The 14,942-nt window shown below is 64.4% G+C and carries 11 protein-coding genes; 6 read left to right on the top strand and 5 right to left on the bottom strand.

What is annotated here, in order from left to right:
- The first annotated feature begins 77 nt into the window (after positions 1-77).
- Together HZR20_RS02200 and HZR20_RS02195 are read left to right on the top strand one after the other, a co-directional pair.
- Positions 78-1,223, top strand: coding sequence for a CBS domain-containing protein (locus tag HZR20_RS02200; RefSeq protein ID WP_181684963.1), 1,146 nt, complete (start codon positions 78-80; stop codon positions 1,221-1,223).
- A 288-nt stretch (positions 1,224-1,511) separates the two neighbouring features.
- Complete coding sequence (locus HZR20_RS02195) at positions 1,512-3,833, top strand: PAS domain S-box protein (protein WP_181684962.1); 2,322 nt, start codon at positions 1,512-1,514, stop codon at positions 3,831-3,833.
- A gap of 208 nt (positions 3,834-4,041) precedes the next feature.
- On the opposite strand, the gene HZR20_RS02190 is transcribed toward HZR20_RS02195, so the two are convergent.
- A complete protein-coding gene (locus HZR20_RS02190) occupies positions 4,042-6,270 on the bottom strand; it encodes a CDC48 family AAA ATPase (protein ID WP_181684961.1) in 2,229 nt (742 codons plus the stop codon).
- A gap of 123 nt (positions 6,271-6,393) precedes the next feature.
- Between HZR20_RS02190 and larC the strand changes: the two genes are divergently transcribed.
- A complete protein-coding gene (gene larC / locus HZR20_RS02185; protein ID WP_181684960.1) occupies positions 6,394-7,710 on the top strand; it encodes a nickel pincer cofactor biosynthesis protein LarC in 1,317 nt (438 codons plus the stop codon).
- Between the two features lie 3 nt (positions 7,711-7,713).
- Here larC and HZR20_RS02180 read toward each other — a convergent pair whose 3' ends face one another.
- The 3 genes from HZR20_RS02180 to HZR20_RS02170 are packed head-to-tail and all read right to left on the bottom strand — an operon-like array spanning position 7,714 to position 10,851.
- Positions 7,714-9,321: a hypothetical protein gene (locus HZR20_RS02180; protein WP_181684959.1), complete on the bottom strand. Its 1,608-nt coding sequence runs from the start codon at positions 9,319-9,321 to the stop codon at positions 7,714-7,716.
- Entirely contained in the window at positions 9,318-10,067 is a 750-nt protein-coding gene (locus tag HZR20_RS02175; RefSeq protein ID WP_181684958.1) for an ABC transporter ATP-binding protein, read from the bottom strand. The genes HZR20_RS02180 and HZR20_RS02175 overlap by 4 nt, the downstream gene beginning before the upstream one ends.
- Positions 10,068-10,116: 49 nt before the next feature.
- Positions 10,117-10,851, bottom strand: a complete 735-nt coding sequence (locus tag HZR20_RS02170) for a hypothetical protein (protein WP_181685065.1) — start codon at positions 10,849-10,851, stop codon at positions 10,117-10,119.
- Positions 10,852-10,968: 117 nt separating this feature from the next.
- Between HZR20_RS02170 and HZR20_RS02165 the strand changes: the two genes are divergently transcribed.
- Positions 10,969-11,880 carry a hypothetical protein gene (locus HZR20_RS02165; protein ID WP_181684957.1) on the top strand — a complete coding sequence of 304 codons (912 nt, stop codon included), beginning with the start codon at positions 10,969-10,971 and terminating at the stop codon, positions 11,878-11,880.
- A gap of 80 nt (positions 11,881-11,960) precedes the next feature.
- Positions 11,961-12,644, top strand: a complete 684-nt coding sequence (radB, locus tag HZR20_RS02160) for a DNA repair and recombination protein RadB (protein WP_181684956.1) — start codon at positions 11,961-11,963, stop codon at positions 12,642-12,644.
- Positions 12,645-12,656: 12 nt separating this feature from the next.
- Here radB and HZR20_RS02155 read toward each other — a convergent pair whose 3' ends face one another.
- The gene (locus tag HZR20_RS02155) at positions 12,657-14,030 is read right to left on the bottom strand and encodes an APC family permease (RefSeq protein ID WP_181684955.1); all 1,374 of its coding nucleotides are present in this window, start codon (positions 14,028-14,030) and stop codon (positions 12,657-12,659) included.
- A gap of 109 nt (positions 14,031-14,139) precedes the next feature.
- Between HZR20_RS02155 and HZR20_RS02150 the strand changes: the two genes are divergently transcribed.
- Positions 14,140-14,874 (top strand): class I SAM-dependent methyltransferase, encoded by a 735-nt coding sequence (locus HZR20_RS02150; RefSeq protein ID WP_181684954.1) that lies wholly within the window; start codon positions 14,140-14,142, stop codon positions 14,872-14,874.
- Positions 14,875-14,942: the final 68 nt, after the last annotated feature.

Raw genomic sequence — 14,942 nt, 5'->3', positions numbered from 1 at the left:
CGCACACCTCGATCGGGTGAGTCCCACCGAGTCCGAACAAGTTTGATAACCCTTGCCATCCAAGTGCAAACGTGACGATGGATATTGCTGATATCGCTACCCGCGATTACATCGAGGTTGACGCGGACGAACGACTGGGCAAGGTTCGATCCATCTTCGAACGCAAGAACCCCAAGGGGGTAATTGTCCTCGATGACGAGGGGTACGCCGGCGTCATCACGCAGAAACAGCTGGTCCAATCACATGTCGAGGACCGTGCGAAGGCCACGGCGCTGATGCAACACGCACCGAAAGTCGATCGAACGGGAGACGTCAGGGAGACTGCCCGCGTCCTCGTCGAGAGCGGGACGAAGATCGCGCCCGTCTTCGAGGCCAACAAGCTCTGGGGTGTCATCACGGACGATGATATTCTCCGGGCCGTCATCGACAATCTGGACGCCCTTACCGTTGAAGACATCTACACGGCCGACGTCGTGACGTCGACCGAGGACACGCAGGTCGGGCAGGCGATCAATCACCTACGGGAACATGGCATCTCCAGACTTCCGGTCCTCGACGACGAGGATGGTAGCCTGTCGGGGATGGTGACCCGTCACGACATCGTCGACGTGGTCGTCCGGGACATGGACAAGGCGACGACCGGCGAGCGCGCGGGTGACGTCGACCGGATTCTCGATCTGCCGATCTACGACGTCATGTCCAGCCCCGTCGCGACGACGACGGTCGATGAGAGCGTCGAATCGGCCGTCCGACGGATGCTCGAAAACGACTACGCTGGCCTCGTCGTTACGCCCGAGCGTGATGAGTCCCTGGTCACCGGGATTGTCACCAAGACGGACGTCTTGCGCGCGCTGACCTTCACCGAGGAAGAACACATGGACGTCCAGATCACCAACATCAAGCTCCTAGATACGATCTCCCGGCAGGACATCCGTGTCGGTATCGAGGAGGTCGCCGATAAATACCAGGCGATGCAGGTCCAGCACGCCCACGTCCGCTTCCAGGAGCACAAAGAGAAACTCCGGGGGACGCCCCTGATCAGTTGCAAGATCCGTCTGCGGACCAACAAGGGACAGGTCGCCGGCACTGGCGAAGGCTACGGCGCGAAGACGGGCTTCAACGTCGCCCTCGATAAACTCCAGCGCAACGTCCTCGAACTCAAAAGCGTCGAGAGTGACGAGGAGTACCGCGGCCAGCTACTCCGGAAACTCGGCGAGCTGTAAGGCTCTCGTCTTGGACTCGACCGAACGGAGTGAGGTCGAAACTTTTTCACCACCGGGGAGAGCAAGCTCTCCCGAGCCCACACTCACTGCGTTCGCGTGGACCATGTTTTTGCGCAAGTGGTGAGCGCACGGCGCTCACCCGAAGCGGAAAAAGATGGAGGTGTACCGCGGTCAGCTCCTTCGGAAACTCGGCGAGCTGTAAGTCCCTCCCGTTTCGTCTCGAGATCGCGTCAGCGACCCACCGAGAAACACACGCAGATATAAACGTCGGCATCGACAGAGCTAGGTATGGTTCGGGGAGAGCGAAACGATATCTCCGTCCTCCACGTTGACGACGAGCCGGCTCTGACTGAGTTAGTCGGTGAGTACCTCGAACGCGAGGACGAGCGGCTCTCCGTGCGGTCCGCGAGGAGTGCAAGCGAGGCGCTGGAGGCACTCGATGACACCGACGTCGACTGTATCGTCTCCGACTACGCGATGCCCGGAGCGGACGGCATCGCGTTTCTCGAGGCGGTCCGAGCGGAGTATCCCGATCTCCCGTTCGTTCTATTCACGGGGAAAGGATCCGAGGAGGTGGCCAGTGAGGCGATCGAAGCAGGCGTGACCACCTACCTCAGGAAGGAGACCGGGACCGAGCAGTACGCTGTACTGGCCACCCACATTACGAACGCCGTCGAGTCGCATCGATCACGGAAGACGCTCGGGAAACGTACCGAGGCGTTGCAACGCTACGAGCACGTCATCGACTCGATGCTGGAGGGTGCGTGTATCTACGACGAGGACGGCCACTTCGACGTCGTCAACGATCGCGTGGCCGAATGGTATGGGACGACGACGGACGAACTCGAAGGGGAGCCGAGCACGCTGGTATCACTTGTCCGTGAGCAACACGACAACGATCCGTATCAGGCGTTGCTCGACGGCGATCGAGAATCGGTACACGGCGAGATCGAGGCCGAGTTTCCGGACCACGGACACGCAGTCTTGGAGTATCGTCTCACTCCCGTGGCGATCGACGAATCCGTCCACGGAATCGTCGGTGTCACACGGGATATCACCGAACGCAGAGAGAACGAACGGCGGATGCAACGCCTCTCGGAACGCCTCGAACTGGCGGTCGAGGGGGCGAACCTGGGGGTGTGGGACTGGAACCTGCGGACGGACGAGGTGGAGTTCAACGAACAGTGGGCTGGGATGCTCGGTCATTCGTTCGACGAGATCGATCAGCACTACGGTGCGTGGAAGCGACGTATCCATCCCGACGACCGCCAGGAAGTCACGGCGGAGTTCGAAACCAAGATCGGAGACGACGCCGGATATCAGGACGTCGAATATCGGTTGCGGACCGCCGACGGGGACTACAAGTGGATGCGAAGTATCGGGCGGGTCGTCGAACGTGACGAGAACGGGACTGCGCTCCGTGCCACCGGTATTCACATCGACATCGACGAGCGCAAACGACGTGAGCGAGCACTCCAAGAGAGTGAACAACGATATCGTTCACTCTTCGAATCGAACCCGGCAGTCATCTGGGTCGAGGACTTCTCCGCCGTCACGGCGCATATCGAATCGCTCCCGGAGGAGGCGACTGACGTCGAGCGGTACCTCAAAGAACACCCGGAGGAGATGCAGACGATCCTGGAGAAGATCGACGTGATCGACGTCTCGAAGGAAGGTCTCGAGCGGTACGGGGCGGCGTCGAAGGCGGAACTGATAGACAACCTCGACGGGATCTTCACAGCGGAAGCCTACGAGGCAAACGCGGAAATCTGGGCCCGGCTCGCCAGCGGTGAGTCTCACTTCCGAGTCCAGACCGTCGCTGAGACGCTCGATGGCGATCGGATCGACGAGATTCTCGACGTAAAAGTGCCCGAGATATACGCGGAGAATCATTCGAGAGTCTATCTGACGGCGATAGACATCACCGCACGCAAGGAGTCCGAGCGACGACTCGAGTCCCAGCGGGACAACCTGAAAGTGCTCAATGAGATCGTCCGCCACGACATCCGCAACGAATTGCAGGTCGTGACCGGCTATGCGGAGTCGTTGCAGGCGAGCGACGAACACGGGCGGGATGCCGACCGGATCCTCGACGCTGCCCGAGACGCCGTCGAGATAACCGACACGGCCAGAGAAGTGACCGAAATCATGCTCCAGTCCGGCACTGATCTCCACCCGGTAGCACTCCGGAGCGTACTCGAAACCGAGATCGCGGATGTCGGATCCAAACACGAACACGCACGGATTAGGTCGGGCGGATCGATACCGGCCGTCGAGGTCTGCGCCGACGACATGCTGGAAGCGGTGTTTCGGAACCTCCTGAGCAACGCGGTCCGCCACAACGACAACGACCGTCCCGAAGTGGTCGTCTCGGCGACCATAGAAGACGGCGACGCCGTGATTCGCGTCGCCGATGACGGCCCCGGTATTCCCGACGAACACAAGTCCAGGATCTTCGAACAGGGAGAGACCAGACTCGACAACGAGGGGACGGGTCTCGGGCTGTACCTCGTCGAAACGCTCCTCGATCGGTATGACGGCCAGATTCACGTCGACGATAACGAGCCCAGGGGCGCGGTCTTTGTCGTCAAGATTCCCGTCACGGAGTGAAACGGCTCGGTGACGGATCGATAGCGTCTGGCGCGTGGAGCGAGTCGCCTCGCGATTTCGATATGGTGAGCGGTGGAACCACGAATCGGTCCGCGACTCTCCGCCGGAGCGGGACTGTGTCCCGCGACGGCGGCTTTTTTGGTCGAGCTTTTTGGAGTGAGTGGTGGACGAACGAAGTGGGTCCACCCGAACTCGAAAAAGGTCGTCTCTATTGGAAGCCGATCCGACCGGAGCCACGGCGCTGCTCAGGTTCCGGACCGCCGCCTTTGAACTCGTCTGCCATCTGCTCGAAGTACTCTCGGATGTCGTCGGTGACCGTCGGGCGGACCTCCTCGAGTGCGGCCCGGAAGTGACTCATGCCGATCTCTTCGGCGTCCTCGTTTTCCCGGAGGGCGCGAATCGCGGCCTCGCGACCGATCGATTCGAGGTCGCTGCCGACGTAGCCCTCGGTGATCTCGGCGAGTTCGCGCAGGGAGACGTCCGGTGAGAGTGGCGAGTCGTCAGTGTGGATCCGCAGGATCTCCTCGCGCCCCTCGACGTCGGGTTCGCCGATGTAGACGAGTCGGTCGAACCGACCCGAGCGGATGAGGGCGGGGTCGATCATGTCTGGGCGGTTGGTCGCGCCGATGATCATCACCTCTTCCATGTCTTCGAGGCCGTCCATCTCGGTCAGCAACTGGTTGACGACGCGTTCGGAAACGTTCGACCCCGACCCCTGGCCGCCACGACCGGGGGCCAGTGAGTCGAGTTCGTCGAAGAACACGACCGTTGGGGCGACCTGTTTGGCCTTCCGGAACGTCTGGCGGATGGCTTTCTCACTCTCGCCGACCCACTTGCTGAGCAACTGCGGGCCGCGCACGGAGATGAAGTTGGCGTCGGTCTCGTTGGCGACGGCCTTGGCCATCAGGGTCTTGCCAGTCCCCGGTGGCCCGTAGAGGAGGACGCCGCTCGGTGGAGAGACGCCCATGCGCGTGAACTTCTCCGGACTGGACATGGGCCACTCGACGGACTCTTGCACCTCGTTTTTGGCCGTTTCGAGGCCGCCAACGTGGTCCCAGGAGACTTTCGGTAATTCGACGAGCACCTCCCGCATCGCCGAGGGCGAGACCTCGTTCAAGGCCCCCTTGAAATCGTCACGCTTGATGATCATCCGATCGATCAGACTCGGTGGGACATCCTCCTCGTCTAAGTCGATCTCGGGAAGGTACCGCCGCAGGGCCTTCATCGCCGCTTCCTTCGTCAGGGATTCGATGTCTGCCCCCACGAATCCGTGCGTGTCCTCGGCCATCCGGCCCAGGTTCACGTCGTCGCTGAGGGGCATCCCGCGGGTGTGAATCTGGAGAATCTCCTCCCGGCCGGTCTCGTCGGGGACGCCGATCTCGATCTCCCGATCGAAACGACCCGGCCGCCGGAGTGCGGGATCGACCGAATCGACGCGATTGGTTGCGGCGATGACGACGACCTGTCCGCGCGATTCCAGACCGTCCATCATCGTCAGCAACTGGGCGACGACCCGGCGCTCGACCTCGCCGGTGACGTCCTCACGTTTGGGTGCGATCGAGTCGAGTTCGTCGATGAAGATGATCGAGGGGGCGTCCTCGGTCGCGTCCTCGAAGATTTCCCGCAACTGCTGTTCGCTTTCCCCGTAGTACTTCGAGATGATTTCCGGGCCGGCAATAGAGAAGAAGTTCGCGGAGGTCTCGTTGGCGACGGCTTTGGCCAGCAGCGTCTTGCCCGTTCCGGGCGGGCCATGCAGGAGGACGCCGCTTGGCGGTTCGATCCCCAGTTTCTTGAAGATCTGTGGGTGTTTCATCGGCAGTTCGACCATCTCGCGGACGCGCTGGATCTCCTTTTCCAGGCCGCCGATGTCCTCGTAGGTAATTCCGCCGCCGGTCTTCTCGTAGCCCGAAATGGGTTCCTCGCGCAACTCGACGTCGGTGTCCTCGGTGATCAGCACGACGCCCTCTGGCTCGGTTTCGACGGCGATCAGCGGGATCGCCTGGCCTGGCGAGCGCATGAACGGGTGGTTCGTCGAGGACATGACGGGCACGATGTCGCGTTCGACGACCGGCCGTTTCAAAATCTGGCGTTTGACCATGCCAGCGGCGTCCGAGCCGAACTGGACGCTGGCTTCTTCGGGCGGGGCCAACACCAGCGAGTCGGCCTTCTCGGCTTCGGCCTTGCGGATTTCGACGCGTTCGCCGATCCCCACGTCGGCGTTCTGGCGCGTGAACCCGTCGATGCGGACCGTGTCGGTGTTCCAGTCCTGGCGGTCGGCACGCCAGACCTTTGCGGCGGTCGTCTCGGCACCTTCGATCTCGATGATGTCGCCGGGGGAGAGCTTCAGGTGGAGCAGGGTATCGGGATCGAGGCGCGCGATTCCTCTTCCCGAGTCATTCGGGTAGGCTTTCGCGACCTCTAGTTGGACTTCGTTCATAGGCGTGGAGTGTGTCACACTCGGGCATCCCGAGAGATATGCTTTTTGCTACCCCCAGGGGGGATTGCCTTTGGGAGGTGCGACACCCGCGGACTTTTCTTCGCCGACAGTCGTTTTCGGGGTATGCACACGCTCGCGTTCGACGGTTCGATGGGGGCCAGCGGCGACATGCTCTTGGCGACACTGATAGATGTCGGCGCAGATCCGTTGACCCTCGCACCTGTCGAGAACGCGCTGGATGTCGAGTACGTCAGCGAACGGGCTTTGACTGGTGGGATCGAGGGAACAGCGGTCGAGGTCCGCTATCGCGGCGGGCACGCAAACGGGTCTCACCCGGACGAAGACCACGAGCACGACACCACCACTGACGCCCAGAGGGGGACTCACGAACACGGAACAGATGCCGACGATCGCCGCGCTGGTCACGAACACGGCCCGCGGACGGAAGGACATGGGCCGACCCGGTCCTACGCTGAGGTTGTCGAGATCGTCGAATCGATGGACCTCCCGGACGCGGTCACGGAAGGCGCACTCGCGATCTTCGAGCGCCTGGGTCGGGCGGAAGCCAGCGTCCATGGCACCGACCTCGCGACGACGCACTTCCACGAGGTCGGTGCCGACGACGCCATCGCGGACGTGGTCGGCGTGACGCTCCTCCTGGACGATCTCGATCCCGACCGCGTGCTCACGACGCCGCTGTCGACTGGGGGCGGCGAGGTGGCGATGAGCCACGGCACGACGGGCGTGCCCGCGCCGGCCGTGGTCGAGATCGCGGCCGACGCCGACTGGGCGATCCAGGGTGGGCCCGTCGAGCGCGAACTTTTGACGCCGACCGGTGCGGCCATCCTCGCCGAGGTTGCCGAAGGTGTCGACACCTTGCCGTCGATGGATGTGACGGCGGTCGGCTATGGAGCTGGCGGATACGCTCTGGACGAACGCGCGAATGCGCTGCGCGTTTTGCGCGGCGAAACCGCCGGCCGGCTCCGGCGGGATGAGATCACCGTCCTGGAGACGAACGTCGATGACGCGAGTCCGGAGGTGCTGGGCGGCCTCCAGGAGACGCTGACCGAGGTGGGTGCCCGCGACGTGTCTATCCTTCCAGCGACCATGAAGAAAGCCCGGCCTGGCCACCTCGTGAAAGTGATCGTCAAGCCGGCGGACGCCGATCGTGTGGCCCGGAAACTCGCTGCGGAGACGGGGACGCTCGGTGTCCGCGAACACGGTGCCGGCCATCGCTGGGTGGCCGAACGGGAGACCCGAGTCGTCGAGATCGAGATCGACAGCGAAGCCTTCGCTATCGACGTCAAGGTCGCCACCGACAGCGAGGGCGACTGGCTGGATGCAAGCGCTGAATACGACGACGCCCTATCGATCGCTCGCGAAACCGGTCGGCCAGTTAGAGAGATTCTCAGACGGGCCGAGCGGGCGGTCGGCGAGTGAGGCTTACAGCAGGTCGGGGTCGGGAACGTACCCATCGAAGCGGGAAAGGGTGTACTTGAAGCCCAACCGGCCCAAGACCCAGGACAGAACGCAACTCGCCAGGGCACCGCCGAGGATGACGCCCTCGCCGGATGCTGTCACCACGGCGAGTAGGACGGGGAGCATCGCGACGCCGATCACGATGGCGAACCCGGCGAACGCGAACGTACTCGGTTCGACCGTCTGTTTGCCGCCGGGGATGGATTGGGTCTCGATGGACGGGAAGACGATCCCGGCGGCCAGCGCGATCCCCGGCGCGCCGAGGGCCAGTCCGCACCCCACGATGACGAGGCCAAAGATCGTCATGACTGGGGTGCCAAGGAGGATGCCGACGACGACGGTGCCGAGCAGGGTCGCCGGAATGCCGACGAGCCAGCCGGCGACGATGAGCCCCGACAGGAACTCACGGGGGTCAACGCCGGCCGTGAGTGTGATCGGGAGCACCCCCTCTTCGTCGCCGATCGGGTTCAGGGTGAACATCGACCCGGTCGCGATGACGCCCGCCGCTGTCATGCCGTGAGTCAGCCACGACGGAATCGCTCCGCCCTGGATGGCGAACTGCACGCCAAACATCGCGAGCACGAAGTACGGGAACAGGCCGTACTGCACGATGAACGGCGATCGCCGGGCACGCAGGACTAACTTGCGGACCACCGCGCGTGTCGTGATTGTCAGGTGCCCATTGGGCAGCCAACCCAGCAAGTCGACGCCGCCGACGGTGGCGTCGGATCGCTCCGGGCGGACCCGCTCGCCGAACCAGACGCGTCGCGCCATCGTGGACCCGGCCACTGTGCCGACCGGAATGCCAACGAGCACGACGCTAATAGCCCCGATGAGGGGGCCGAATCCGGGGCTGACGTTCGGCGTCCCGGCGAGCGCGAGGTCACCCAGCCAGGCCGGGGGGAGCGCAAGGAGGGGGTCGATAATCGCACGCGACAGTGCGTGCCCCTCCAGAAAGAACATGTAGCCACCGAAGGCGACGAACGTCCCCACGACGCCGAGCTTCCCGCGGTGACGCGTGACGAACGCCGATCGCATCGTGATCCGTCTGAACGCCATGCCGAGGGCGAACCCCACGGTCAGAACGACCGCGAGTACACAGAGAGCAGTCACTGCCAGCATCGCTGCCGCGAGCGGACTCCCCGTTCCGAGGCCCCACGCGAGGACGATCACCGCGGCGGGCAGCCCCAGGAAGAGGAGCGCGCGGGCGAACTCCGCGCCGAGCAATCCCACGGCGACGGCAGCGGGTGTCGTCGCCGTCAGCACGGCCCCGGGCGCGTCGAGGTCGCCGGTTTTCTTGACAGCCCGCTGGGCGGCCAGGAACGTGCCGAGCACCAGCACCCCCAGTGCGCCAAGGCGGGGCTGCGTCATCGATCCCAGTCCGTCTTCGACCACGACCGACCCCAGGAAGAACGCCCCGAGGCTGCCGAACAGGCCGTAGACGATCCCGACTGCCACGCCGGCGATCAGGTTGTTCTGGCCCGACGTGCCCAGCCGTCGCCACGTCCGTCTGGTCTCGGTGCGGGCAACCAGGCGGGCGGCCCTCAGCCAGTGTGCTCGATCGCGGGTCATGATTCCGTCGTCGCGACGTTCGCGCGCGACCGGGTCACGTTCAGGAACACGTCCTCAAGATCGGCATCCTCGCCGATCCGATCGCCCAGCTCGTCAGGCGGCCCCTCGGCGACAAGCCGACCGTCCTGCAGCACGCCGACCCGGTCACCCAACTCTTCGACGACGGGGAGGATGTGCGTCGAGAGGAAGACTGTCATGCCCCCGTCGGCCGCCTCGGCGATCGTATCCTTGACCGTCCGGGCCGCCCGGGGATCGAGCCCGGCTGTCGGCTCGTCCAGGAACAGGACCGCAGGTTCGTGGACCAGTGCCCCGATCAGGCCGAGTTTCTGTTTCATCCCCTTGGAGTACCCGGCGACGGCGCGATTGGCATCGTCCGCTAGCCCGAACCGGTCCAGCAGCGTCTCGATTCGCTCGCCAGCGTCGATATCGCGTAGGCCGGCAATATACGTGAGGTTCTCCCGGCCGGTCAACTCGGGATAGACGGGCGGTTCCTCGGGCAGATAACCGATGTGTGGTGTCACGCGCTCACGGCGCTGGATCGACTCCCCGGCGATAGTTGCCGTCCCGGCTGTCGGCTCCTGGAGCGTCGTCAGTATGCGGATCGTCGAGGTCTTGCCGGCACCGTTCGGACCGAGGAAGCCGAACACCTCGCCGCCCGGGACCGTCAGATCGAGATCGCGGACGGCAACTTCCGTGCCGTATTCCTTCCGGAGGGAGTCGGTTTCGATTGCGGGGGCATCACTCATGGTCGTCTGTCTACCCACCGGTCACTAACTGATTTCGGTATCGGCAGGCTCACTCCCGGTCGCGATGCTCGGCCAGTGCTTCCTCGATCGTCAACTCGCCGGCGGCGACCTCTCGGGCAAGCGTCTCGTCGATCGCCCAGTTGTCATCGCCAGCCTCTCGTGAGCGTTCTTTGATCCGTTCGAGTTCGCCGGCCGTCGGTTCGATGTCGATCGAGTCGACGCGCTCGCCCTCGATCCGGGCGATGTTGACCGCCGCGAGCACGTCACCCATTCCGCGCCCACCTGTGCCGAGATACGGCGTCGTGCCAGTTTCGTCGACCACTTCGACGGGGACATTTTCGAGATCATCGACGATCTGTGACCCGACCAGGCGCGCGCCGTCGCCGATCCGAACGAGCGGGTCCGTCGCATCCTCGATTTCCCGGCGAATCACGTCAGCGACCTGCTCGGCGGGCACCTGGAACGCCGCGATCACCACGTCGCCGGTGAGGACGGCGATGCCGGGCTTTTCGCCTGGATCGACGCCGACGATCACCCGACCGCTCGTTCCCCGCGTGATTGCCAGCAGATCCTCGACGGCCCGACGCGGGTCCGCTGGATCGGCTTCGACGAGTGTCACCTCAGCCGGCACGTCGATCGTGTCGTCGGGACCCACGACGACGGCCTCGGTCCGCTCAGGCAGCGCCTCGTCGGGCTCGATCGTCGTGAATGTCACGCCGCGGTCGCGCAGCTCGGTGACCACGCCGTGGTACAGTTCGAAGTCTTCGGTGGCGACGACGATCACAGTCTCTCGTTGTCGGTGGGGCCGCTTAGTAGCTCCGTCAGTCGCCGGGCCACCACCACTACGAGATATCATATCAATTGACGAAATTGATAAAACTGCTCCCGAGAAGTGTCTGTCATGGGACTGTTCGGTCGCTCTGAATCCCCGCGGTCAGGCCCGGGGGCTGCGTCCGGTGGTGAACTCGTGGGGCGCGTCGACGTGACGTACGCCCTCGTCGGGGGACTCTACGTAGCTGCGCTGATAACCCCGGCGGCTCTCGCCTTCGTCGTCCAGTCTGGGATCGAGAGCGCGGCGGCAATGTACGTCGCGTTTCTCGCTATTGTCACCGCGACTACGATCGGGACTGCAATTGTCGTTCGTCGGGTAACGGGACTGCCCGAGCGACTGGGGCGGACCTCTCGCCGGTGGGCGTTCGCCGCGGTGGCTTGTGTCACAGCGGGCGGATATCTCGTCGGTGGCGAGTTGGGCGCATTCCCCTTCGAGACGGCAGTGCTGGCCGCCTACATTGCCGTGCTGTTCGGGGGCTTGCTCGGCCTCCTGCTGGCGGAGATGTCCCGGACGCGGTACGTCAACGCGATTGTCGCTGACGAACCGGTCGACTGCGAGTGGGAGGCTGGGTGGCCCCGACGGTGGCGGATCAGTACCGTGGCGATCGGACTGGCGATGATCGTCTTCGGATCCGGTACCGTCTTTGTCCACTTGATTCCCGGCGGAACCATTGTCACAGTCTCCGGTGGCATTGCGTACGTCCTCGGTCCGGCCGTGGCGGTCCTGGGACAACCCTGGACCTACCGGATCAGGCCGTCGGGACTTGAGCGGACCAGATCCGTGATCCGGCGACTGGACTGCTGGGATCGAATTGTGGCTGTCGAAGAAACCGAGACGATACTCGTTGTCCGGCGACGTGGCTGGTGGCGGCCGCCGATCCACTGTGCCCGGACGGATCTCGATGATTCCGAACACATTCGGGAGCGTTTCGAACGGTACGTTTCCGGTACAAACGGCACTCGTGATGTCGACGAACAGTAACTGGTTGTGTCAGTCCCAGTCCCTGGCTAGTGACCGTCGATCCGCGGGGTTTTTGCACCGACCGCCAGTACGTCCGATCAGTGAGCGACCCGATTTCGACCGGCTGTGACGCTGTCGACGACCTGCTTGGCGGCGGCCTCGAACGCGGTGCCGTCACGCAGATTTACGGCCAGCCGGCAGCCGGGAAGACGAACCTTGCGCTGGGGGCAGCCGTCGAGACGGCGGCGGCAGGGGAGTCGGCGCTGTATCTCGACACCGAGGGCGTCTCGATCGATCGCATGCAGCAATTGGCCGACGCTCGCGGCGACATCGAGGATCTCGCCTCGCGGATCATCCTCACCGACGCCCACACATTCGAAGAACAGCAGGAAGCGGTCCGTGACGCCGAGGAGTTCGGCGAGCAAGTGGATCTGATCGTCCTCGATAGCGCGACGGGCTTTTATCGTTTAGAGCGGACCGAACAGGCCGAAGGCGAAGCGTTGCGTGCCGTTGCCCGCCAGATCACGCACTTGCTCAGCCTGGCCCGAAAACACGATCTCGCTGTCGCGTTTACCAACCAGGTGTTTTCCGATCCCGAGAGTGACCAGATTCGCGCGCTGGGTGGCCACACGCTCAACCACTGGTCGTCCGTAATCCTCAGTCTGGACCGCTTTCGCGGCGGCAAGCGCCGTGCGACACTGGAGAAACACCACGCGAAGGCGACTGGCGATACCGCACGCTTCCAGATCACGGACGGCGGGATGGCGGGCGTCGAAGACGTCTGAGACAGCCAGCCACTACGAGTCCGACGGCAACGACTCGTCCTCGCCCAGCGCAGCCTCCTCGGCCGCGTCGATCTCACGCACGATCCAGTCTCGCTCGAAGTACCCCACCTCGACGACCAGGACGCCGAGTGCGACGGCGACTACGGTCCCGAACGTCCCGGGTTCGCTACGGGCCAGGTGCCACAGCATCAGCGGGAAGAACGCGACCGTGCCGATCAGACCCACCAGCGGCGGGATCGGATGGACTCCTTCGCGGTCGCGTTCGCCCAGTGCGAGATAACACATCGCTCCGAAGACCACGATAAAGGATAGCGACGCGAAGGCGGTGATGGCGTCGAGGCTCCCGACCACGGCGAACGTCGCCGTGATCGCGCCGAGGACGAGTACCGTTCGCGTCGGGACGCCGTCCGCGTCAGCGCGACCGATCGCGTCCGGCAACAGGTCCTCCCGGAGCATCCCCTTCGCGAAGTGGGCCGTCGAGAACAGCGTCGCGTTGATCGCGCTCCCCGTCGAGAACAGCGCCGATAGCGCGAGGACGGTCCCGCCCAGGCCGGCGAGTCCGTAGGGACTTATCGCCCGCTCGGCGGCGTCCTTCAGCGCCACGTGTGGGTGACTATTGATCGCCTCCGGGACGAGGGCGACGGTCACGACGCCCACGAGGACGTAGATCGCCACGGCGACCGGGATCGAGATGTAGACGGCCCTTCGGACGGTCCCGACGGGATCGGCGATGGTATCCTGGTCGTAGAACAGCAGTTGCCACCCCTGGAAGGCGACGAAGGAGATCGCCGCGGCCATGATCGGGCCGAACCCGTCGATCGAGGCCAGCCCCGTCGACAGGGTCGTCCCGGGGGCGGCGCCGAAGACGTAGCCCACGCCGAGTGCGCCAAACGCGAGCAGTATCGCCACCTTCGCCGCGACCAGGACGTTCTCCGCTGTCCCCGTCGTCTTCGCACCCAGGACGTTCAGACCGACGAACCCCGCCACGGCGAGCACGGAGATAGCCGGCCGCGCGCTGATCCCGGCCATGGACTCGGGGACGACGCCGAAGGCCGCGGCGAACTCCCCGAAGGCGAAGGCGTACATCGCCATGGAGCCGACGTAGCCGACCAGCAGCGTCCACCCGATCATCCCCGCGAGCGTACTCGACCCGACGAACGACTGCACGAACGTGACCGAGCCACCCGTTCCGTCGGCGATCCGGTTGAGTGCGTTGTACGCGTAGCCCGCCGACAGCGCGACGACTCCGGCGACGAGGAAGGCCAGCCAGATCGCGGGGCCGGTGATCCCCGCGACGACGCCCAGCACGGCGTAGATCCCGCCGCCGATCATGCCGCCCAGTGCCATCGCGACGCTCTCGGCCAGGCCGAGTCGCTCCCCCGACACGGTTCACTCCGGATTGGCGATTGAGACTGTTGAAAGTGTTGTCGACGGTCGGCTATCCGATCCGCGGCCCTCCCGCCGTCCTTTTGACGTTGCCACCCTGCGCTGGCGTATGGAGCCAGCAGACGACGCCTATGGCCAGGCGATTCGTGACTACCACGAGTCCGGCGACGGCTTCGAGATCGTCGAGCGCGACGACGGGCACGTCGCGCCGTCTGGAGGACCTGCGATCTACTTTGACGAATACGAGGACTGGGGCGAAGACGAGCAGACTGCCGTCGAGTACCTGCGCGGTGCGGTCCTGGACGTTGGCTGTGGTGCCGGCCGACACGCACTGTACGCTCAGGAACAGGGCCACGACGTGACCGGGATCGACGTCTCGCCGGGTGCCGTCGCCGTCAGTCGCGATCGCGGTGTCGAGAACGTCGAACAGTGCGACGTCGCCGCGGTCGCTGAGACGTTCGCCGCCGACGCGTTCGAGACGGTGCTCATGCTCGGCATCAACTTCGGCCTGGTTGGGACCGCCGAGACCGCACCCGACGTTCTCGACGCCCTCGCGACAGTCACGACCGACGACGGACAGATTCTGGCCCAGAGTCGGGACGTGCACGAGACTGACGACCCCGACCACCTGAAGTATCATGCCAAAAACCGCGACCGCGGTCGCTTCCCCGGCGCGATCAGGATGCGCACGCGTTACAAGACCCACGCGACGCCGTGGTTCGACTATTTGCTCGTTTCGCCGACCGAGATGGATACAGTCCTCGAAGAGACGATCTGGACGCGGACCGAAACCTGGGAGGGTGACGCCGGGCGGTACACCGCGATGCTGCAGAAAGAACCGTAACAAGAGAGCATACGCGGCGTACCGCGCCGCGTTTCGCCGCGAGCGCGCTCGAAGAGCGCGACTCGCGG

Origin of the sequence: Halorhabdus salina (genome assembly GCF_013839425.1) — an archaeon.
In the GTDB taxonomy this organism is placed as follows: domain Archaea; phylum Halobacteriota; class Halobacteria; order Halobacteriales; family Haloarculaceae; genus Halorhabdus; species Halorhabdus salina.
The sequence above is the reverse complement of the archived record's forward strand: the minus strand, read 5'-3'. Positions and strand labels throughout refer to the sequence as shown.

Coding starts and splice junctions, on each gene's coding strand:
- HZR20_RS02200 (WP_181684963.1), top strand. CDS start 78: ATGGATATTGCTGATATCGCTACCCGCGATTACATCGAGGTTGACGCG.
- HZR20_RS02195 (WP_181684962.1), top strand. CDS start 1,512: ATGGTTCGGGGAGAGCGAAACGATATCTCCGTCCTCCACGTTGACGAC.
- HZR20_RS02190 (WP_181684961.1), bottom strand. CDS start 6,270: ATGAACGAAGTCCAACTAGAGGTCGCGAAAGCCTACCCGAATGACTCG.
- larC (WP_181684960.1), top strand. CDS start 6,394: ATGCACACGCTCGCGTTCGACGGTTCGATGGGGGCCAGCGGCGACATG.
- HZR20_RS02180 (WP_181684959.1), bottom strand. CDS start 9,321: ATGACCCGCGATCGAGCACACTGGCTGAGGGCCGCCCGCCTGGTTGCC.
- HZR20_RS02175 (WP_181684958.1), bottom strand. CDS start 10,067: ATGAGTGATGCCCCCGCAATCGAAACCGACTCCCTCCGGAAGGAATAC.
- HZR20_RS02165 (WP_181684957.1), top strand. CDS start 10,969: ATGGGACTGTTCGGTCGCTCTGAATCCCCGCGGTCAGGCCCGGGGGCT.
- HZR20_RS02150 (WP_181684954.1), top strand. CDS start 14,140: ATGGAGCCAGCAGACGACGCCTATGGCCAGGCGATTCGTGACTACCAC.